This window comes from Rothia nasimurium (genome assembly GCF_928382285.1).
In the GTDB taxonomy this organism is placed as follows: Bacteria; Actinomycetota; Actinomycetes; order Actinomycetales; family Micrococcaceae; genus Rothia; species Rothia nasimurium_E.
In genome coordinates this window covers 30,415-50,313 of the sequence record NZ_CAKMSS010000001.1, presented here as the reverse complement: position 1 = coordinate 50,313, position 19,899 = coordinate 30,415, and the positions used below count along the sequence as shown (strand labels likewise).

General features: G+C 58.3%; 15 protein-coding genes. 8 read left to right on the top strand and 7 right to left on the bottom strand.

Going from position 1 to position 19,899, the window contains the following annotated elements; genetic code table 11:
* Positions 1 to 84: 84 nt before the first annotated feature.
* On the bottom strand, positions 85 to 1,026 hold the full coding sequence (locus L6758_RS00225; RefSeq protein WP_237204993.1) for a sugar-binding transcriptional regulator: 942 nt from the start codon (positions 1,024 to 1,026) through the stop codon (positions 85 to 87).
* A gap of 111 nt (positions 1,027 to 1,137) precedes the next feature.
* Here L6758_RS00225 and L6758_RS00220 point away from each other — a divergent pair, with 111 nt between their 5' ends.
* The 5 genes from L6758_RS00220 (at position 1,138) to L6758_RS00200 (ending at position 6,729) form a co-directional block, all read left to right on the top strand.
* A complete protein-coding gene (locus tag L6758_RS00220; RefSeq protein WP_237204992.1) occupies positions 1,138 to 2,901 on the top strand; it encodes a glycerol-3-phosphate dehydrogenase/oxidase in 1,764 nt (587 codons plus the stop codon).
* 75 nt (positions 2,902 to 2,976) lie between these two features.
* On the top strand, positions 2,977 to 3,774 hold the full coding sequence (locus L6758_RS00215; protein ID WP_237195255.1) for an MIP/aquaporin family protein: 798 nt from the start codon (positions 2,977 to 2,979) through the stop codon (positions 3,772 to 3,774).
* Between the two features lie 83 nt (positions 3,775 to 3,857).
* Complete coding sequence (gene glpK / locus L6758_RS00210) at positions 3,858 to 5,411, top strand: glycerol kinase GlpK (RefSeq protein WP_237204991.1); 1,554 nt, start codon at positions 3,858 to 3,860, stop codon at positions 5,409 to 5,411.
* 122 nt (positions 5,412 to 5,533) lie between these two features.
* Positions 5,534 to 6,043 carry a methylated-DNA--[protein]-cysteine S-methyltransferase gene (locus L6758_RS00205; RefSeq protein WP_237204990.1) on the top strand — a complete coding sequence of 170 codons (510 nt, stop codon included), beginning with the start codon at positions 5,534 to 5,536 and terminating at the stop codon, positions 6,041 to 6,043.
* Positions 6,043 to 6,729 carry a DNA-3-methyladenine glycosylase I gene (locus L6758_RS00200; protein WP_237204989.1) on the top strand — a complete coding sequence of 229 codons (687 nt, stop codon included), beginning with the start codon at positions 6,043 to 6,045 and terminating at the stop codon, positions 6,727 to 6,729. Before L6758_RS00205 ends, L6758_RS00200 begins: the two co-directional genes overlap by 1 nt.
* A gap of 51 nt (positions 6,730 to 6,780) precedes the next feature.
* Here the strand turns inward: L6758_RS00200 and L6758_RS00195 are convergent, their stop codons facing one another.
* From L6758_RS00195 to L6758_RS00180, 4 genes are all read right to left on the bottom strand, one after another.
* Positions 6,781 to 7,716: a BsuBI/PstI family type II restriction endonuclease gene (locus tag L6758_RS00195; RefSeq protein ID WP_237204988.1), complete on the bottom strand. Its 936-nt coding sequence runs from the start codon at positions 7,714 to 7,716 to the stop codon at positions 6,781 to 6,783.
* Positions 7,703 to 9,178, bottom strand: coding sequence for an Eco57I restriction-modification methylase domain-containing protein (locus L6758_RS00190; RefSeq protein WP_237204987.1), 1,476 nt, complete (start codon positions 9,176 to 9,178; stop codon positions 7,703 to 7,705). Before L6758_RS00190 ends, L6758_RS00195 begins: the two co-directional genes overlap by 14 nt.
* Positions 9,179 to 9,373: 195 nt before the next feature.
* The gene (locus L6758_RS00185; protein ID WP_237204986.1) at positions 9,374 to 10,810 is read right to left on the bottom strand and encodes a leucine-rich repeat domain-containing protein; all 1,437 of its coding nucleotides are present in this window, start codon (positions 10,808 to 10,810) and stop codon (positions 9,374 to 9,376) included.
* Positions 10,791 to 11,444 carry an HtaA domain-containing protein gene (locus tag L6758_RS00180; protein WP_237204985.1) on the bottom strand — a complete coding sequence of 218 codons (654 nt, stop codon included), beginning with the start codon at positions 11,442 to 11,444 and terminating at the stop codon, positions 10,791 to 10,793. The genes L6758_RS00185 and L6758_RS00180 overlap by 20 nt, the downstream gene beginning before the upstream one ends.
* A gap of 233 nt (positions 11,445 to 11,677) precedes the next feature.
* On the opposite strand from L6758_RS00180, the gene L6758_RS00175 reads away from it, so the two are divergent.
* Together L6758_RS00175 and L6758_RS00170 are read left to right on the top strand one after the other, a co-directional pair.
* The gene (locus L6758_RS00175) at positions 11,678 to 12,532 is read left to right on the top strand and encodes a VOC family protein (RefSeq protein ID WP_237204984.1); all 855 of its coding nucleotides are present in this window, start codon (positions 11,678 to 11,680) and stop codon (positions 12,530 to 12,532) included.
* A 7-nt stretch (positions 12,533 to 12,539) separates the two neighbouring features.
* On the top strand, positions 12,540 to 13,754 hold the full coding sequence (locus tag L6758_RS00170) for an Mbeg1-like protein (protein ID WP_237204983.1): 1,215 nt from the start codon (positions 12,540 to 12,542) through the stop codon (positions 13,752 to 13,754).
* Here the strand turns inward: L6758_RS00170 and L6758_RS00165 are convergent.
* Together L6758_RS00165 and L6758_RS00160 are read right to left on the bottom strand one after the other, a co-directional pair.
* Positions 13,751 to 15,040, bottom strand: coding sequence for a cytochrome P450 (locus L6758_RS00165; RefSeq protein ID WP_237204982.1), 1,290 nt, complete (start codon positions 15,038 to 15,040; stop codon positions 13,751 to 13,753). The genes L6758_RS00170 and L6758_RS00165 overlap by 4 nt on opposite strands.
* 166 nt (positions 15,041 to 15,206) lie before the next feature.
* Positions 15,207 to 16,862: an L-lactate permease gene (locus L6758_RS00160; RefSeq protein ID WP_237204981.1), complete on the bottom strand. Its 1,656-nt coding sequence runs from the start codon at positions 16,860 to 16,862 to the stop codon at positions 15,207 to 15,209.
* Positions 16,863 to 17,371: 509 nt separating this feature from the next.
* Here L6758_RS00160 and L6758_RS00155 point away from each other — a divergent pair.
* Positions 17,372 to 19,828 (top strand): ExeM/NucH family extracellular endonuclease, encoded by a 2,457-nt coding sequence (locus tag L6758_RS00155; protein ID WP_237204980.1) that lies wholly within the window; start codon positions 17,372 to 17,374, stop codon positions 19,826 to 19,828.
* Positions 19,829 to 19,899: the final 71 nt, after the last annotated feature.

Here is a 19,899-nt window from a genome sequence, read left to right as displayed (position 1 = left end):
GTCTGTAAGATTTTCGGACGTTCGAAAGAAAGGCGGGCAGCTGAGGCCAGTGTTGGTAGCTGGCACCGCCGCCAGAAGAAAAGCCTAGAGAAGCCTTTCTGCCAGGTCTGCCTCTACCACCAGGTCGGTGATCGCGCCGGTGGCTAGGGCGGCGCGCAGGGCAACAGCGCGGTGGCGGCCAGCAGCCGCGCACACGCGTCGTCCTATCTTTACCAGCTCCGCAGGAGTGGGGCCCGTCGCCCGCTGATTCACCGCCAAATCAGCCCAAGTACCGTCCTCCCGCAACAGCACCGTGCACATATCCCCCACAATGCCCTGCCCCTGTAACTCCCGCATCTGCTCACCGTCAAAATAGCCACCGCTATAGACGTGCGACTTCACCTCGCCACCAAAAGCACCCACGCCAAACAGGGCAATATCAGCCTGCCGCTGCACCGCCAGCACACCACGAATCGACCGCTCCCGCCACATAGCGGCCTTCGTATCAGCAAAATCAAAGAAGGCAGGCACCGGGAAGTGCACCATCTGCGCCCCGTAGGCGGATGACACCTGCCCCAGAATCGCACCCGAATAGGGAATACCCGTCTGCACGGCATTGCCCGCCCCGTTGAGCTGTACCACCGTCACCCCGGTCAGGGGCCGCTTGGGTAGAAACTGGGCTACCTCGGTCACCGTGGAACCCCAGGCAACGCCCAGGGTGGTGCCTGGCACCATGAGAGAGTCCACCAGGTTAGCCGTGGCGATAGCCACCCGGCGCATGCGGGCCTGCTCGGTCGCGTGTTCAGGGGCCCGAACCACAGTAGCCCGCACCCGATAAAGATCGGCAAGCCGCTTTTCCAGGGGATCAGATCTATAGGCCTTCTCGTTGATCTGGATGGTCACAACCCCGGTTTCACGAGCCGTTTTGAGCAGGCGGGATACCGTTGGCCGAGACACCCCCAGGCGGCTGGCAATCGCTGCCATGGTCTGATGTTCCCCGTAGTAAAGGTGGGCTGCTTCAACCACCTGATTCTGACTTTTGTTCACCACCCCTCCATCATAGATGAAACTTCGTTCACCCAGCTGGCCTAACCTACACCCAGTGATTGAAATAGTGTCAAAGACAATAACAGGCAACCCGTCGCAAGGAAGATCCCCATGACTGCCACCTTCACCACCCAGTCCCACCTCTCAGCAGAAACCCGCACCCAGGCCCTAGCCGCCATGACCGATGAAGCGGGCGTAGACGTCCTCATCATCGGCGGCGGTGTCACCGGCGCTGGCATTGCCCTGGACGCCGCCACCCGCGGCCTGCGCACCGCCATTGTCGAGGCAGGCGACTGGGCAGCAGGCACCAGCGCCTGGTCCTCCAAGCTCGTGCACGGCGGCCTGCGCTACCTCTACAACCTGGACTTCAAGCTGGTAGCCGAAGCCCTCAAGGAGCGCGGCCTGCTCCTAGAGCGCACCGCCCCCCACCTGGTCAAGGCCCAGCCCTTCCTCTGGCCCCTCAAAATGCCCGTGATTGAGCGCGCCTACTCCGCTGTGGGTATCGGCATGTACGACACCATGGCCTTCGCCGGTGCCGGCGGCCACCGCACCGTGCCCGCCCAGCGCCACTTCACCAAGGAAGGCACCAAGAAGGTCTTCCCCGGTATCAAAGATTCAGCCTTCACCGGCGCTATTCAGTTCTACGATGCCCGCGTGGACGACGCCCGCCTGGTCATCGACCTCGTCCGCACCGCTGCAGGCTACGGCGCTCTGGCAGCTTCCCGCACCCAGGTCACCGCTATTAACAAGGACGCCGCCGGTCGAGTCACCGGCGCCCAGATCGTAGACCTTGAAACCGGCGACGAGAAGACCGTCAAGGCCGCCCACATCATCAACGCAACCGGCGTGTGGACCGAAGAGTCAGAGTCCATGGCAACCAAGGACCAGGGTCTGAAGGTGCTGGCTTCTAAGGGCGTGCACATCACCGTGCCCCGCGACCGTATCAAGGCAACCAGCGGTATCTTCACCAAGACCGAAAAGTCCGTGCTCTTCATCATCCCCTGGCAGCGCTACTGGATCATCGGTACCACCGATACCCCCTACACCGAGGACCGCGAGCGCCCCGTCGCCACCAAGGCTGACATTCGCTACGTGCTCGACCAGGCCAATAAGCTGATTGCCGATGAGCTGACCGAGGCCGATATTATTAGCTCCTACGCTGGCTTGCGCCCCCTGCTGCAGCCGGTCGCTAAGAAGGGCGAGAATGCCGCCTCCACCAAGGTTTCGCGTGAGCACACCGTCATGGAGATTGCCCCGGGTATGAGCGCTATTGCCGGTGGTAAGCTGACCACCTACCGCGTGATGGCCGAGGACGCCGTGGACTTCGCCCTGGGCGACCGTGCCAAGGATCTGCCCTCTGTTACCGAGAACATCAAGCTGGTCGGTGCTGAAGGTTTTGAGGCTCTAGCTGCCCGTGCCGATGCGCTGGCCGCTGAGAACGGCTGGGATGCTGCCCGCGTGGAGCACCTGCTGGAGCGCTACGGCGCTGAGCTGGCCGATATTATCGCCCTCATCAAGGAAGACCCTTCCCTGGGTACTCCCCTGGCGCAGGCCCCCCAGTTCCTGCGGGCCGATGTGGCCATGGCCGTGCGTGCCGAAGGTGCTCTGCACCTTGAGGACGTGCTGGTGCGCCGCGTCCGCCTGGATCTTGAGGCTACCGACCGCGGCCTGTCCGCTGCCGACGAGATCCTTGAGATTATGGCCGCTGAACTTGGCTGGGACGAGGCCACCGTGGCCCGCGAAAAGGCGATTTACGCCGAGCGGGTTGAGGCTATCGCCGCAGCTGAAACCCATACCAAGGACGCGGACGCCGCGGCTGAGGTTCTCGGGGCAACCCACGTGGCGCCCCGCCGTCCTGTCACTACTCTCCACTAAAACATCATTAATCACTAAGAACCGCCGGGTGCCCGTTTCGGGCACCCGGCCCGCACAGAAAATACGAGGTCAACGATGAGCTCACTACTGGTAGCTGGCGCTGAAGCTAGCGTCCAGGCAAGCGCCCTTATCTCAGCAGACGGCAATGCGACCCTGCTCGGCGCTTTTGTTTCTGAAGTTATCGGTACCGGCATTCTGATTCTGCTGGGTGCTGGCGTGTGTGCCGCAGTTACCCTGCCCAAGTCAGCCGCTAAGAACACCGACTGGCTGACCATCGCCTTTGGCTGGGGTTTTGCGGTTTTCGCGGCCGTTTATATGTCTGCCCCTTCAGGTGCTCACCTCAACCCCGCTGTTACCCTGGGTCTTTTGATTTCCGGTGGTGACTTTGCCCCCGGTATCGCCCCCACCGTTGGTAACTTCTTCGTTTACGTAGCAGCCCAGATGATTGGCGCCTTCCTGGGTGCCTGGGGTGCCTATCTGGTGTACAAGAAGCACTTTGACGAGGCTGAGCCCGGAACCACCAAGGGTATCTTCTCCACCGGCCCCGCCATTCGCTCCTACGGCTGGAACACCCTGACCGAAGCCTTCGGTACCTTCGTCCTGGTGGGCTTCGTATTGGCTTCCGGCAGCACCCCCTCGGGCCTCGGCCCCCTGGCTGTAGCCTTCATCGTTGTCGCTATCGGTCTCTCCCTGGGCACCCCCACCGGTTACGCCATCAACCCCGCCCGCGACCTCGGCCCCCGCATCGCCCACGCTCTCATGCCCATCAAGGGCAAGGGCTCCTCCGACTGGGCTTACGCCTGGGTTCCCGTTGTTGGCCCCCTCATCGGTGCCTCCGCAGCCGCAATCCTCGTCCCCGCCCTGCTGGTCTAAGCCGGCCACCGGCGTCCGCGCCTTAAACTAAAGACAACCCCTTACCGCGCCAAAGACGGCGCGCACACGAAAAGAGAAAAACCATGTCACAGCTCCCCGAGCGTAAGAAGTACGTCCTCTCCATCGACCAGGGCACCACCAGCTCCCGCGCCATTCTCTTCACCAAGTCCGGTGAAATCAAGAGCGTCGGCCAGCACGAACACGAGCAGATCTTCCCCAAGGCCGGCTGGGTTGAGCACGACCCCATGGAAATCTGGGAAAACGTGCGTCAGTCCGTGGGTGAAGCCCTCACCAAGGCAGAGGTCAACCACCACGAAATCGCAGCCGTCGGCATCACCAACCAGCGTGAAACCGCCGTCGTCTGGGACAAGAACACCGGTAAGCCCGTCTACAACGCCATCGTCTGGCAGGACACCCGCACCCAGAAAATCTGTGACGAGCTCGGCGGCGAAGAAGGCCCCGGCAAGTACCACGACATCGTCGGCCTCAACCTGGCCACCTACTTCTCAGGCCCCAAGATCAAGTGGATCCTCGACAACGTCGAAGGTGCCCGCGAGAAGGCAGAAGCAGGCGACCTGCTCTTCGGTAACACCGACACCTGGGTCCTCTGGAACCTGACCGGCGGTGTAGAGGGAGGCGTGCACGTCACCGACGTCACCAACGCTTCTCGCACCCTGCTGATGAACATCAAGACCCTGGAATGGGACGAATCCATCGCAGCCGACATGGGTATTCCCATGAGCATGCTGCCCGAAATCAAGTCCTCCTCCGAAATCTACGGCTACGGCCGCTCCAAGGGCCTGCTCAACGGCACCCCCATCTCAGGTATTCTGGGCGACCAGCAGGCAGCCACCTTCGGCCAGGCCTGCTTCGAAAAGGGCATGGCCAAGAACACCTACGGCACCGGTAACTTCATGCTCATGAACACCGGCAACAAGCCCGTCATCTCAGAAAACGGCCTGCTCACCACCGTGGCCTACAAGCTGGGCGACGCTGACCCCGTCTACGCCCTCGAAGGTTCCGTTGCTGTCTCAGGCTCCCTGATTCAGTGGCTGCGCGACAACCTCAAGATGATCGACAACGCCGCCGAGTCAGAAGAACTGGCGACCAGCGTTGAGAACTCCGGTGGCGCCTACGTCGTCCCCGCTTTCTCCGGCCTCTTCGCTCCCCACTGGAAGTCAGATGCCCGCGGCGTCATCGTTGGTCTGACCCGCTACGTCAACCGCGCCCATATCGTCCGCGCTGCTCTTGAAGCAACCGCCTTCCAGACCCGCGAAGTGCTGGACGCCATGAACGCCGACGCCGAGGCAGCTGGCACCAAGGTTTCCCTGGAGGAACTACGCGTTGACGGCGGTATGACTGCCAACGAGTTCCTCATGCAGTTCCAGGCTGACCTGCTGGGCGTACCCGTCATCCGCCCCAAGGTCATTGAAACCACCGCCCTGGGCGCCGCCTACGCCGCCGGTATCGCCGTCGGTTTCTGGGACGGTGAGCAGGACGTCATCGACAACTGGTCCGAAGACAAGCGCTGGGAACCCCAGATGGACAAGGACGAGGTCGAACGCCAGTACCGCCTGTGGAAGAAGGCTGTCTCTAAGACCCTGGACTGGGTCGATGAGGACGTCGAACAGGACTAAGCACCCGGCTCAACGAGACTCTAGCGCTCGGCTAGCTGTCTTGCGCTGAAACAATAGCCCTGCATCGTCACCTACCGGTGAGGTGCAGGGCTATTTGTATGCCGCCAAACTAGACTAAATACATGACCTACCACGCCCATACCCTTACCCCGCTGGGTGAAATGATCTTGGCCTCCGACGGGCAGGCCCTCACCGGTGCCTGGTTTACCGGCCAAGCCCACTTCCCCAAGCAGGAGGACCTGGGGCATCGCGTTGAGGTGAGCGACTGTGAGGTGCTGACCGATGCCCAGGCCCAGCTGCTGGAATACTTTGCCGGGAAACGGACCGTTTTTGAGCTGCCGATCGCTCCTGACGGCACCGATTTTCAGCTGGCGGTGTGGGCCGCCCTGCGCGAGATTCCCTACGGCTACACCACCACCTACGGGGCTATTTCCAAGATTGTGGGACCGGGTGCCCCGGCTCAGGCGGTTGGCCAGGCTGTGGGTCGCAATAAGGTCTCCATTTTTATCCCCTGCCACCGGGTGGTAGCCTCAGACGGCAAGCTCACCGGCTACGCGGGCGGGCTGGAGCGTAAAGAGTTTCTGCTGGCCCTCGAAGAGCCCAGCGCCGAGATTGAAGGGCGGCTCTTCTAATGACCGATACCCGGGTAGGTGCCGACGGGCTAGTGCGCCCGGTCTGGGCCGCAGACGATGGTGATATGCAGGCCTACTACGATACCGAGTGGGGTGTGCCCGTCACCGACGAGCAGGGCGTCTTTGAGCGCCTCTGCCTCGAGGGTTTTCAGGCCGGGCTCTCCTGGCGCACTATCTTGACCAAGCGCGAGGCCTTCCGCGAACTCTTTGAGGGCTTTGAGGTTGAGAAGGTCGCGGCTTTCACCGAGGACGACGTGGAGCGGCTAGCTGCGGACGCCCGCATTATTCGCCACCGCGGCAAGATTCGCGCAGCTATCGGCAACGCCCAGGCAACAGTCGCCCTGCGGTCGGTCGGCTGCGTGACGGCTCCCGGCGGAGCCGCCATCGGCCTAGCGGCGCGGACGCTTGCGGCAGGCCAGCAGGTTGAGGCAGGTTTACCCGCCCTCATCTGGTCTTTCATGCCCGAGCGCACCCCGATCCCGGCCGTCCTCTCCGATATTCCCACCCAGGATGAGAACTCCCTGCTTCTCTCTAAAACCTTGAAGAAGCTGGGCTTTAAGTTCATCGGGCCCACCAGTGCCTACGCCATGATGGAAGCCATCGGCGTGCTCGATACCCACCTGGTGACCTCCCACCGCCGCGGCATCTCAGGCCTGTGGAACGAGGACGGCACGCGGCGAAACTGAAACTCCGTATGCGGGGAGCCAGATTCAATGGCCAAGCAAGCTTCTAGAACATCAGTTATAAGGACCCATGAATCGTGAACCGTTCAAATGCATCATGTGAGTTGGCTCTTCAGCAATCCAGGCTTCGGTCTCCCACGCCAAATCAGCAATAAACCTCCGAAGCGTTGTGCGGTCTGGGAAACAAGAAACATATACCAGCCCCGCAGAAGTCGGTGAAAATAGAGATTCGAGCTCTGAATAACGCCAATGGTCGACAGGGCCGTGCGTTGAGCATGCCTCTATAAGAAACAGCCAATGTTTATCGGGCTGATACACGATAAGATCCGGCATTTTTCCCTGTTCCGGGAGTTCGATACCTAGCTCACGAAGTCGTTCCCTGTCGTATGTGCCTTCCTTACTGTCAGCATCGCCGATATAGAGAACCTGAGCGTCAGGAATGAACTGAGGGCAAAAGTCTGTGATGATCTTTTCAATCAGCTGGTTTTGCCCGCCTCGCTTTAACGAGACCTTTTCCCCTTGCGGCAGAGTTATGCTAAATCTCGACCGCTCTCTAGCTTTAGCGTACTTATCGGTAAGAACGACCTTGGACTTTAGATATTTTTCTATTATTTTTCCACCGCTATCGCCCTGATAGGAGCGGACGACTGCGAGCGCTTCATCAGAAAGACGGTAAACATTTTTTGATGAATTTGTGGGTCTTTCAGGGTCATCATCATTATGTAGACAAAACCCCGCTTCAACGAACTGCTTCAGCACAAATCGTCTAATAGTTTCTCGCGTATTTTCAGCAACCTGAAAATCTAGCTCCTGCCGCATCCAGTCCATAATCGAGCGGACACCCATGCGAGGGTTGCTTGCTTCGGCCCAGTCTTGCTCAAAATTAAGCTGGGCTAAAGCTAGAAGGGTTCTTGCGGCCATTACGTTAGTGCGCTGCCTATCAAACCCTAGCGTAGTGAGAAGTTTTTGTGCGTCATTAAGCTGCGGCATGCACTTTGTCCTTGTCGCCTAGCACTTCGTATACAGCTGCATCGGGGTCAAGCCCGGTGCGCGCTATATCTCTTAGTTGCTGTGTCGAGGGGTAGGGCATCATCCGCAAATCGGTAGCATTCACCTGTGTATGGCCAGAGAAAATACGGAAGTATCTGTCGACGTAGCTTGAGTTCAGCCATAGCGTTAGCCCTAGAGCTAAATCTTGCGAAAGCCCCTCCCCCTGACTGTGAAAGTAATTTGTCTTATTATCAAAAGCAGCCATCTCTTTCGACGACCAGATCGCTGCTGTAACTCTACGTTTTTCTTCTTTAGCGCTAAAACGTTTAACCAGCACGAAAGTACCAGGAGCAACAGTGTTTTTATCTTCTGCTGTTGTTTGGTAATACTGAGGTTTCTTCAGATCTGCTTTCGGGTGCTGCAGATTTCCTGCTGTAAAATGCGCTGGATACACCAAGGGAACGGTTAGTTTATTCGGCTTGAGTTGAAGTTTATCTTTATTCCTAAAGTCAACAACTTTTCCAGTTGACACTTGCAGTCCAATATCGCTGAGGTGATGAGTAGCCCGTGCCATCCAAGCGATAATCTCTTCATCTTCTTGATGGGCAGGAACGAAGATTACTCCCTGCGACTCAACTGCTTCTCTAGCAACGGTTCGGGTCTTGGTTTCCTGCCCTTGCGCTACTGAGCTGCTAATCAGCACGTGTTCGGTTGGCAGCTTATTCTCAAACTTAGTGATGACCGATTCTTGAAGTACTCCGGTGTCTTTAAATACTTCTTTCCGGGATTTAAAGGTATGGATATGGGTAAGTGAACAGGTACGATGCAGAAGCTCTCGATACTGTTGAAAATAGGGACCGTTCATCCATGAGCGGGGAGTAATAGCGATAAGCTGCCCATCAGGTGAAAGCATCTGTGCGCCAAGGGCAACAAATGCAGCATACAAGTTAGGAACATTTACATCATGCACTCTCAGATGCTTTGCTTCAGCGCTTGACGCAGCTATCTTCGCATAAGGGGGATTCATGATGACCACGTCAAAGTCCTGCTCCTGTGGGTCTCCCGAGCTCATAAGATCCTGGTACGCCCAATACACAAAATCTTGCTGCTGGACGGTGTAGGTGAAATCTCCCAGGTGAGCCTCAGCATCAGCAAGAGCGGCTTCAAGAGTTGCTAACAGCGAAGGGTCTTTTTCGATAGCTACAACGTGGATAGGCATCTGGGGTAAAGCTTCTCGGATACGTTGACCTGCTGCAATGGCCAATACGCCAATACCTGCACCGGGATCAAGAATTCTGATTTCTTTTTTCTCTGCTAATGGTGAGACGTCTACCAGGTCTGCCATAATTTCCGCTACCGCAATGGGCGTGAAGAACTGCTCAAATTCACTCAGATTTTCTAGACCTATGCGCTGAAGCGTTGAGGTGCGTACATTTTCTGTACGTTGAAGCAGTGTATTCATGTATCAGGCCCTCTAGTTGGTGCAGTAGGTCAAGCTGAGATAGTTCTGGTGACCGTTCTTAAAGTCTACTGAACTGCTTCTTTATCTGTATAGGAGCTGCCGAGAGCTAACCTGCGTAGGCTTCACCCCGTGTCCAGCTAGAACCTATGAGCCCCGCACATAGGCTACGGGGCTCATAGCTTATCAAGCTGAATTTTATGAGGAGCGACGAGAACGTACGACGGTGGTTCCGCCTCCAATCACCAGTAGCAGGGCACACAGGCCTACAGCTACCAGGCCCGGGGCGACGCCGGTTGAGGCAAGCTGACCTGTTGAAGGCTTTGATTGTTCTTGGAGCGCCTGTGTCTTTGCACTGCTTGTAGCTTGTTCTGCAGAACCTACAATCTGAGGTGCGGCAGTGGTATTCGCCGTAGCCCCTGTGCCCCCGGAGGAGGGTCGAGGCAGGGCAGCCTGCTGTTCAGACCTAGAGCTAGCCGAAGTGCTAGGGGCAGGTGCCGGAGCAGCAAGAGTAGCTGAGGCTGATGGCTCAGGGTCGCGCGCCACCTCAGGGCTGGGCTCCTGGGTTGCTTCGGGCGCAGGGGTTTCGGTCGTTTCGGGAGCTGGCTCTGGTGTTGTTACGGGGTCAGGAACCGGTTGAGCAATGGGTGTTTCGTCAATCTCGTCGCTGGGATTTGGAGACTCTTCGGGTAGAGGCTCTTCAGCGTCTAGGGCGTCCTCGGCTGCGTCCTGGGCAAGAAGGTCTTCTAGCTTTTCGGGGTTAGTCTCATTGATTTCACCCCAGGCGGGGTCTGCCACATCGGTTCGACTAATTCCGCTCAGGCAGCTCCAGTCGTCAAAGAGGTTGTACTGGAGCCGCAGGCTGGTCAGGCTGGTATTTTCTTCCCAGACTTTCATAGGGCAGGGATCGCTAATGAAGTTGTTGCGAAGATCAACGCTTTCAATGGTTTCTAGGGTAGTGAGGGGGCCGACCGACGTAATTCGGTTATGGCGCAGGGACAGCATGCGCAGATAAGGAGTAGTTGAGAAAGAGGTTCCGCTCATATCGCTCACGCGGTTGTTGTCTGCCCGCACGGTGTAGATATGGTAAGGCAGGCCTTTCAGACTGGTGAGACGGTTATTATTCACCGAGAGAGTCTGCAAATCAGTTAGCTCTGTGAGAGAGTCAATAGTCCTGATTTTGTTGTTGTCAGCGGTGATGCTTTGTAAAGAGGTCACCTTGGCTAAAGGGGCCAAAGACCTTACCTGATTATGCGAAATATCGATGCTGTGCAGCTTGGTAAGACCGGACAGAGGGGAAAGGTCTTCTACCGCGTGGTAGGGAATGCGCAGCCAGCTGAGATTACGGGCATGCTCAAGGCCGGTCAGATCTTTGATTTTTTGGTCTTCAGGTACGTTGTAGCCGATGCAGGGTACCGTCTGGAGCTGCTGCAGTACCTTGTTGACGATAGCCGTTTCTTCGGGGATACCCAGGGTTGAGAAGATGCAGCTTCGCAAGGTGGGGTCAGGAACATTAACTTCGAAGGTTTCTTCATCAGGATCAATCAGGGGCGGGCGGTAGAAGGGGTCCTCGTAGCGGTCGGGAAACAGCTTCCAGAAGATAGGGAGAGGACGCTCAGGTGCCTGGGGGGTCACCGGTATAGATTTCAAAGGTGGCGACAAAAGGTGCACCTTTATCGCCGGAGTAGAAGCCGACGATGCGTTCTGAGAGCTGGGTAATCACCGGGGTATGTGAGTAGACCAGCAGAGTATTGCCGCGAACTTCCCAGGCTAAATCGGGGAGGTCTGCGATGGCTTCTTGGGTTGCGTTTGCGGGGCCTGTGCCTGCCATGGTGTTAGCGGTTGAGGCATCGACAAGAAGTTGTTTTGTGGCGAAATCAATAGTCAGGTTTTTGAAATGTACATCGAGGTAGCCGTCGTATTTGCTCCAGTGCACGTGGCCGGTGAAATGGAGTTTGCCGGGGTTCTCGGGGTCAAAGGTTTGGCCGGGTTTTGCTTGCCATTCGATGTCTTTAGTACCGGCTACTAGACCTGCACCGTCGAGGAATTTTTCTGAGCTAGCCCCCAGATAGCTCCGCCAGCTATTGACGTAGTTCCAGTTGGCGCTACCTGCTACCAGGCGGTTTTCTTCCGAGGCTGGCAGGCTATCAACGCTAGCAAGGGTGGCGGGTAGGTCAGTAGCAGTGGGTGTGGCACTGGCGGTGGGAGCTGCAGCTCCGCCCATGATGAGCGCCGTAGTGAGAGCGGTTGTAGCGAGTAGTGGCTTCACGTCAGTCGTCCTTGATGAGGTGGTGTGTAGGGAGAGCACCGGCAGCCCCTTACATATTACTTAGGGCTACCTTACAAATAAGTTTGGGTGCCTAAACATAATAATGAGGTAGATCAAAACAAGACAAGGTCAACAGGGCAATTAAGTTATATTTTTATAACCTATTTATGATGAGTCACTGGCGCTTCATCTCCGCAGGCATCTATTCACATCCCTGTGCGAAGATAGGAGCTATGACTTCCACTTTCCGTCCCATCTCAGCTCCCACCGCCTGCGTCTGGATTAACGGTGATGCCGCCGAGGCTGCCACCTACTATGCACAAGCCCTGCCGCTGACCGCGTCCGCCCCGGCTCCCGACATGGGCACCCTCAACATCGACGGCGCCGACCTACTCCTGCTGGGAGCGGACGCCACCTACTCCCCCAATCCGTCCATTTCGGGCTTCCTGCGGTTTAGCCCCGACCGGTTCGGTAGCCTAGAGCAGGCTGAGCAAGCCCTGCGCCACGCCCATACCGCTATCGGTGAGGGCGGGGAGCTCATGCCCCTGCAGGCCTACCCCTTCGCACCGCTTTTTGCCTGGGTGCGCGACCGCTACGGCTTCACCTGGCAGCTCTTCCTTGAAGAAACACCCAGCGACCTACCTTTCTTCACGCCCTGCTTCATGTTTGGCAACGTAGCTCACGGCAAGTGCGAAGAAGCCACCAACACCTGGATGGAGCTACTCGGCGGCGAGCGCCTGAGCCTGACCCGCCACGGTGAGGGCTCCTATCTCGATCCCGAGGCGGTGCAGATGACCACCTTTACGATGGGCGGCGGAACCTTCACCGCTATTGATGCGGGCACCTTCCACGACTTCACCTTTGACCCGGGTGTTTCTATGGCCCTGCTCTATCAGAATCAGGTAGGGATCGATGGGGCTTGGTCGGTACTTTCGCAGGTTGCGGACGCCGAGCGCTGCGGCTGGTGCGTTGATGCCTACGGGGTCTCGTGGCAGGTTCTCCCTCAGAACATCGGCCAGCTCATGACAGATACGGACGCCTGCGCCAAGCTGCTGAGCATGGGCAAGATAGATTTGAACCAACTGTAGAGAGCCTATGAACCTGCTCGCTTACGCTCAGAAGCACCTGCACGATACTCCGCAGGAGCGTCCGCTCACCCACGTTGACCTCTGTCTGCTCAATGAGCTGGCCTACCTTCCCCTTGATGTGATTGCAGAGCACCATGCCGGGCTTACCTATGGGCTAGGTGCGGCGCAGATTTACCAGGAGTTCTACAGCGACAGCGAGCTGCGCGCCAACTGGTTCTTGGCTACCGCCCAGCGGCTGCAGCTGCTTAAGCTGGTGGCGGCGTCCGCCCGCTTTGCCGGGCTCAAGTTCTACCGCTATGAGGTACGGCAGGACGACGCCGAGCAGGTTCAGTTTGCGGCTCTCACCTTAGTGCTCCCCGGGGTGCTCAAACAGGTTATTTTTCGCGGCACCGACGATACGCTGACCGGCTGGAAAGAGGATTTTCATCTGGCTGCCCGGCAGCAGATTCCGGCTCAGGCGCTGGCGGTTGATTACCTCTCGCGCGCTCTGGCCCGGGCGCCGAAGACGCCCCTGTATGTCACCGGCCATTCTAAGGGCGGGCATCTGGCGGTACACGCAGCCAGCATGCAGAGCGAGCAGGCCCAGAATCGTATTGACGAACTGATTACCTTTGACTCCCCCGGCTTTGTACCTGACTTTCTCGACCACCCCGGCTACCGGCGCACCCTGGATAAAACGGTGGAGTACATCCCGGTCGACAGCATCGTGGGCCGTCTGATGTTCAAGCAGGGCAGCCCGCAGGTGGTGGCCAGCAGCTTCTTCGGCCTGGTTCAACATTCTGTTTTTAACTGGCATACCGATACTCGGGGGCACTTTATGCTGGCCGAGCACCCCACGCCCGCCAGCGACCGGGTTGAAATGGTGACCAGAGCCTGGCTGGAGCGCCATTCCCCCGAAGAGGTTCAACAGGTAGTTGATATCTGTTTCAGCTTGGCCATGGACGAGGGCTACACCAGCCTGCTAGCTATTAGCCAAAATATCGTTCCCTTCATTCAGCTCATGCGCGCCAAGGCCCAGGAGCTCGACCCCGATACCTACCAGCTCGTGCAGAGTGCCCTCGACGATTTTCTTGCCCTGTGGCGGCAAACCCGCAGTGAACAGCGCAAGGCTGGCGGGGGCGTCCTTAAAAAAGCTCGGCCCCGGGCTCTTGCCACCGTACGGGTGGGGAGCCGGGACCTAGCCAGTTTGCTATCTTCCGAGAGGAGCGGACGCCTGCCCTAGCTGACGGTGACGCGCACGCCGGTCTTGGGGCGGGTCAGCAGCTGGGTCATGCTGAAGGTGGTGTCCTCGGTATCTTCAGAGATGGTGACATTATCTGCTGAGAGCGCTGCGATGGTAGAAGACAGCGCAGCCACCGCGATTTTCTCGCCGGGGCAACGGTGACCGGTGAGCACATCGCCGCCGCCCTGGGGGATGAAGCCCTTGATAGCTTCGTAGTCGGGCTGGTCGAGGAAGCGCTGGGGGTCGAAGCTGGTGGCGTTCTTCCAGAGCTGGGGTGAGGTGTTGGTGCCCAGAATGTCCAGCAGCACGCGCTGGCCCTTCTGAATCGGGCAGCCCGAAAGTTCTGTATCTTCTTTGACCATGGCGGGGAGCATGGGAACGAAGGGGTACTTGCGGCGGGTTTCCTGGGCGAATGCAACGGCTTCAGGGATGTTGACCAGGCGGCCATCGGCGTCCTCCACTGCCTTCTTGACCTTAGCAGCCCACTCGGGGTTCTCGACCATAGCGACGGCTGCGAAAGCGGCGAAGCGGGAGACAGCCACGGTGGGGCGGGTAAGGTTCTGCAGCTCGATACCGGCCAGCTTGGCAGTGACCAGCTCGCCCTTTTCGTCGCGCAGGTCAGCCATGTGACGTACTACCGAGTCGGGTTCGACGGTCAGTTCGCCGGAGCGGACCTTTTCGATGAGCTCTTCGGCCCAGGCGTCCAGCTTCTTGCGGTCAATCCAGGAGAGTACGTTCTGCTTGAGCTCACCGAAGGTGTCGAGCAGATGGCTCATCTGGGTAGCACGCTTGTTGAGCTCGCGGTCGGACGCGGGCACCCCGGCCCAGCGGAAGGCGGCGCGGCCGTAGGCTACAGCAACATCGTCGTAGATGTTACCGGGGTTGGTCTTCCACCGTTCAATAAGGGCCTTCATTTCTTCTTCAACGAAGCCCTTGAAAGCCTCAACGCGCTCGTCGGCGTAGGCCATTTCAGCCATCTTAGCCTTACGAACCTTGTGGGCTTCACCGTCGAGGGTGTGAACGGCGCCTTCACCGAAGAGGGGCCCCTGGATTGCTGCGGGCATGGCGCCTCCGCGGCTAATCTTGGACTCGTCGTAGAAGAAATCCACGGCTTCTTCGCCACGAATCAGGGTTGCGGTGCCACCCAGAGCGGAGAAGGTGATGGGGCAGTGCGACTCTGCGGAGACCCCGGCCTTGCGGCGCTGGTGCGACATAAAGAGGTAGCCCTGCTTGATGAAGCTGGGCAGCTGGTCATTCAATAGGTTTTTTACGGGTGTGATGCTCATACCAACAGTTTACTTTCTTTCAGCGGGTATTTAGACCAGCTAGTCAGGCGAGTTGGCCTTCACTTTGCTGGAGCAAGAAAAGGACGCCCGCCCCAGCTCCCCTGCCCGGTGGCAGGGTGGTGGGGCGGGCGTCCTGATATATCAGCGCCGGGTGCTGTCGTCAGCCTTAGGCGGGCATGATCAGCGAGAGTACGAAGACCCAGACACAGAGGATAACCAGCAGGGCCAGCGAGTACTTGATGGCTGCGTTGGTGATCTTTGATTCCTGGCCAGACATGTTCACCGACGCCGCCGCAATCGCGATGGACTGGGGTGAAACAACCTTAGCCATCACACCACCGGCGGTGTTAGCTGCAACCAGCAGGCCGGAGTTGGCGCCAATCTGGCTTGCGGTGGTAGCCTGCAGGCCGGCGAAGAGGGTGTTGTTGTTGACCACGGAGCCGGTGACGAAGACGCCGATCCAGCCGATGATGGGCGAGAAGAGCGGGAAGATGGAACCGACAGCTGCCAGGGCCAGAGCCAGGGCGGAGGACATACCACCGAAGTTCATCACGTTAGCAACAGCCATGACCAGGCAGATGAGCAGAATGGGCTGCCAGAGCTGCTTCCAGGCGCCGCCGAGTTCTTCGAAGGCTGCCTTCCAGCTGATGTTAGAGATGGCGATGGTAATCAGGGCAGCGAAGAGGATAGCGGTACCTGATGCGCCGAAGAGGGTCCAGTTCCAGACTGCCTTCATGGCGGTTTCTTCTGCCACGATGGGAGCGACCTGGGAAATCTGGCCGTGCAGGGCGGGCATCTGGACGGGGATGGTGGTCCAGTTAAGGGCACCCGCTGCACTGGTTTCGGTCTCAGCCTTAACCAGGGCCTTAATGAGGGGAGTCGACCAGAGCAGAATCATGATGGACAGAATGATGAAGGGGCTCCAAGCCTTGACGACGCCGGAGAAGGTGAAGGCGCTGGGGCTCTTCTTAAGTTCTTCGAGGGAGGGAGCGCCGGGTTCGCGGTAGATGTGGGCGGGCTGCCACTTCATCATGGTGACGGCCAGCAGAATCAGGCCAAGCAGGAAGGGGATGATGTCTACGAGTTCGGGGCCGATAGCCAGCAGAACGCCTGCCTGGGCAGCGGAGACAACCACGCCCAGACCCAGGGCGACCAGGCCGGTTTCTTTGAGGCCGCGGATGCCGTCCAGCATCATGACCAGCAGAACGGGGATGAAGATGGTGATAATCTGCAGCACCCAGACCATCATGGAGTTCAGTTCAGCCTGGGGCACACCGGAGACAGTGGAGCCGGTGAGGACGGGGATGCCGATAGCGCCGTAGGCACCGGAGGCAACGTTGGAGACCAGGGCCAGAAGACATGCCTTGACGGGTTCAAAACCGAGGGTTACCAGCAGGGCAGCACAGATAGCAATCGGAATACCGAAGCCCGCGGCACCTTCAAGGAAGCCGCCGAAACAGAAGGCAATCAGAAGAACCTGGATGCGCTGGTCAGCAGAAATCGCTGAGACCGAACCGCGGATCACTTCGAAGTTACCGGCGCGGACGGTGATGCGGTAGAGCCAGACGGCCATGAGCACAATCCAGCCGATGGGCCACATGCCAGAGAGGAAGCCGTAGCCGATGGCTGAGAGGGAGGAGGCAAAGGGCATGCCGAAGACGAGGACGGCCAGTGCCACGGCCGAAGCCAGGGAGACGAGGGCTGCGTGCAGGCCCTTCATTTTCAGGACGGTGAGCCCTAGGAGGAAGACGAGGATCGGCACTGCCGCCACGAGGGCTGAGAGCGCCTGGTTGTTCAGTGGGTCATAGACCTGCTGCCACATGAGTATGGGTTCCTTCGCTGCGGAGGTACGTTCCGCGATTGGTTTTGTGTGCTGTTTGCACTTTTCTACCTCCTAAATTACCACCAATTCACACACAAAACTTACAAAAACCAACCCCGCGCGAGGGTATCTGTAAAGGTCAAAAAAGACCTAAGTGAGCCTGTCTAAGATGCATACCTGCATCGGAGGGTTCATTTTCACATCAGGCCTAGTCAAAAGCAACTCACCCTTCCACTCAACATGTGTTACCCCACTTAAAAACACCCCCACCCTAACACCGTGGACTTGCTTACACCGGCAACAGTTTCCACCCCAATAACCACACCGCTTAAGCAAAACCCACAGACCCACACATGCCCACCGACAAAGTGGCAAAAATTAACCGTCCCGCTACTTAATTTTTGAATCGCGGCTTTAAATTTTGTACAGGCAAGACCCTAGAATGGTGTGAGGTGGCTCCATGAGTCACATCACCACACATCTACTGTTAACATTCCCCAAGGATTCTCATGCCTGATTTCCGACGCCTATCACACCACCGTACGGCGCTTGCTCTTCTTGCCTCCACCGCCACACTGACTCCCCTACTCACGGCCCTTCCGGCCCAAGCTGCCGAGCTCACCTCGATTGCTACCATCCAGGGCACCGGAGCTACCAGCCCGCTCGCCGGTCAAAGCGTCACTACCCGCGGTGTCGTCACAGCCGTCTATGCCGAGGGCGGCCTACGCGGCTACTTTATTCAGACCGAGGGAACAGGTGCAGAGAACCGCACTCCGGGTGCTTCTGACGGCATCTTCGTTTACTCCCCCTCCACCGTAGCGCAGGTTTCTCAGGGCGACCTCGTTGAAGTAACCGGCGCAGTTTCTGAATATAATGGGCAAACCCAGATTACGGTGTCCCGCGCGGCTGACCTCACCGTCCTTGCTGTCCCCTTTGCCCCTGTCGCCCCGGTGACCGGCCAGCTACCTGAGGGTGAAGAGGCCCGTGAAGCCCTCGAAGGCATGCTCCTACAGCCCACCGGCGATATCACCGTCACCGATAACTACAACACCAACCGCTACGGTGAAGTTGGCCTTGTCAACGGCACCCAGGCCCTGCGCACCGCAACCGACGTTGTAGCCCCCGGCACAGCAGCCCTCGCCTACGAAGCAGATAATGCGGCTAAGGTTCTTCTGCTCGATGACGGTGCAACCGTGGATTACAGCCGAGCAGGCACCGGCACCCCGCTGCCCTATGTCTCCACCAGCAACCCGCTGCGCGTCGGAGCTGCCGTCAGCTTCAACAACCCGGTTGTTCTGGGCTACTCTTTCAACGCCTGGCGTCTGCAGCCCACCGCTCCGGTCAACGGCGCAACTGACCCCGCTGCGTTGCCGGCGTCCTGGTCCAACACCCGCACAGCGGCCCCTGAGGTAGCAAGCGAGCACAGCATCTCTAGCTTCAACGTCCTCAACTACTTCACCACCGTGGGCGACACCGTCGCAGGCTGCAAGTTCTACACCGACCGCGAGAAAAACCCCATCACCGTCAGCGGCAGCTGCGCGGTACGAGGGGCAGCTACCCTAGCTAGCTTCGAACGCCAGCAGTCAAAGATTGTTCAGGCTATCAACAAGATTGATACTTCTGTGCTCTCCCTAGAAGAAATCGAGAACACACTAGCCACCGGTCACGATAACCGCGATATCGCCCTCAACAAGCTGGTTGAAGAGCTCAATAAGGACGCCGGTTACGAAAAGTGGGCGGCTGTTGCTTCCCCCAGTGCTCTGCCTGCCAGCGAGGACGTCATTCGCACCGCCTTCATCTACCAGCCCGCTGAGGTCAAACCGGTCGGTGAGTCCGCAATTCTCGATGATGCAGCTTTCTCTAATGCCCGCCAGCCCCTAGCCCAAGCTTTTGTACCCGCAGGTTCAGCAGCAACCAGCGGTGACGATGTCTTTGTAGCTGTTGTTAACCACTTCAAGTCCAAGGGCTCCGGTAGCGGCGCCGATGCTGACCAGAATGACGGCCAGGGTAGCTCCAACGCTTCTCGCGTCGCCCAGGCCCAGGCTCTGGTGAACTTCGCTGCGACCCAGGGTGAACGGCACGGCACCCAGAACATCATGCTGCTGGGTGACTTCAACTCCTACACCCAGGAGGACCCCATGCAGGTACTCTACTCTGCCGGTTACACCAACCTGGGTGAGAAGTACGACGCTGGCCATACCTACCTGTACGGCGGTCGCGTTGGCTCGCTCGATCATATTCTGGCTTCCCCTGCCCTGGCTGAGAAGGTAGAGAGCGCCCAGGTCTGGAACATCAACTCTGTTGAGTCCGTGGCGCTCGAATACAGCCGCTACAACAGCAACATCACCGATTTCTACGAGGCTAACGAGTTCCGTTCATCAGACCACGACCCCCTGCTGGTCGGTATGAACCTGACTCCCGAGCCGATTTCTTTTGTTGATGTTACCGAAGCCGATATTTTCTACCGTGAAATTATGTGGCTGGCTCAGCAGCGCATCACAACCGGCTGGGCAGACGGCACCTTCCGCCCCTACGACCATATTGACCGCGGAGCTACAGCCGCTTTCTTCTACCGTCTAGCGGGCTCCCCCACCTTCGAGGCCCCCGAGACCCCCTCTTTCAAGGACGTAGACCAGACCCACCCCTTCTACAAGGAAATTGAGTGGCTCAAGGCTGAGGGTATTACCACTGGCTGGGGCGACGGCACCTTCCGCCCCTTCGAACCCATTAAGCGCGATGCCATGGCGGCCTTCTTCTACCGCTACGCGGGTAAGCCCTACTATGTAGCACCTAAGGGGTCACAGTTTGTGGATGTTCCCGAGAGCACCATTTTCTACCGTGAAATTATGTGGCTGCGTTCTCGCGGTATCACCACGGGGTGGGGCGACGGCACCTTCCGCCCCTACGAGCCTATTAAGCGCGATGCCATGGCCGCGTTTATCTACCGCTACGCTCACAACAAGTAGCCGTTGCCTTACACCTGCCTGTGAGTGCTACTAGATAGCAGTACGACCGCCTGCTCCGGCTACTTCGGGGC

Bases quoted from the DNA above. Each gene is read 5' to 3' on its own strand.
- L6758_RS00160 (WP_237204981.1), bottom strand. From the start codon at position 16,862: ATGTGGCAGCAGGTCTATGACCCACTGAACAACCAGGCGCTCTCAGCC.
- glpK (WP_237204991.1), top strand. From the start codon at position 3,858: ATGTCACAGCTCCCCGAGCGTAAGAAGTACGTCCTCTCCATCGACCAG.
- L6758_RS00170 (WP_237204983.1), top strand. From the start codon at position 12,540: ATGAACCTGCTCGCTTACGCTCAGAAGCACCTGCACGATACTCCGCAG.
- L6758_RS00205 (WP_237204990.1), top strand. From the start codon at position 5,534: ATGACCTACCACGCCCATACCCTTACCCCGCTGGGTGAAATGATCTTG.
- L6758_RS00165 (WP_237204982.1), bottom strand. From the start codon at position 15,040: ATGAGCATCACACCCGTAAAAAACCTATTGAATGACCAGCTGCCCAGC.
- L6758_RS00200 (WP_237204989.1), top strand. From the start codon at position 6,043: ATGACCGATACCCGGGTAGGTGCCGACGGGCTAGTGCGCCCGGTCTGG.
- L6758_RS00195 (WP_237204988.1), bottom strand. From the start codon at position 7,716: ATGCCGCAGCTTAATGACGCACAAAAACTTCTCACTACGCTAGGGTTT.
- L6758_RS00215 (WP_237195255.1), top strand. From the start codon at position 2,977: ATGAGCTCACTACTGGTAGCTGGCGCTGAAGCTAGCGTCCAGGCAAGC.
- L6758_RS00155 (WP_237204980.1), top strand. From the start codon at position 17,372: ATGCCTGATTTCCGACGCCTATCACACCACCGTACGGCGCTTGCTCTT.
- L6758_RS00220 (WP_237204992.1), top strand. From the start codon at position 1,138: ATGACTGCCACCTTCACCACCCAGTCCCACCTCTCAGCAGAAACCCGC.
- L6758_RS00175 (WP_237204984.1), top strand. From the start codon at position 11,678: ATGACTTCCACTTTCCGTCCCATCTCAGCTCCCACCGCCTGCGTCTGG.
- L6758_RS00190 (WP_237204987.1), bottom strand. From the start codon at position 9,178: ATGAATACACTGCTTCAACGTACAGAAAATGTACGCACCTCAACGCTT.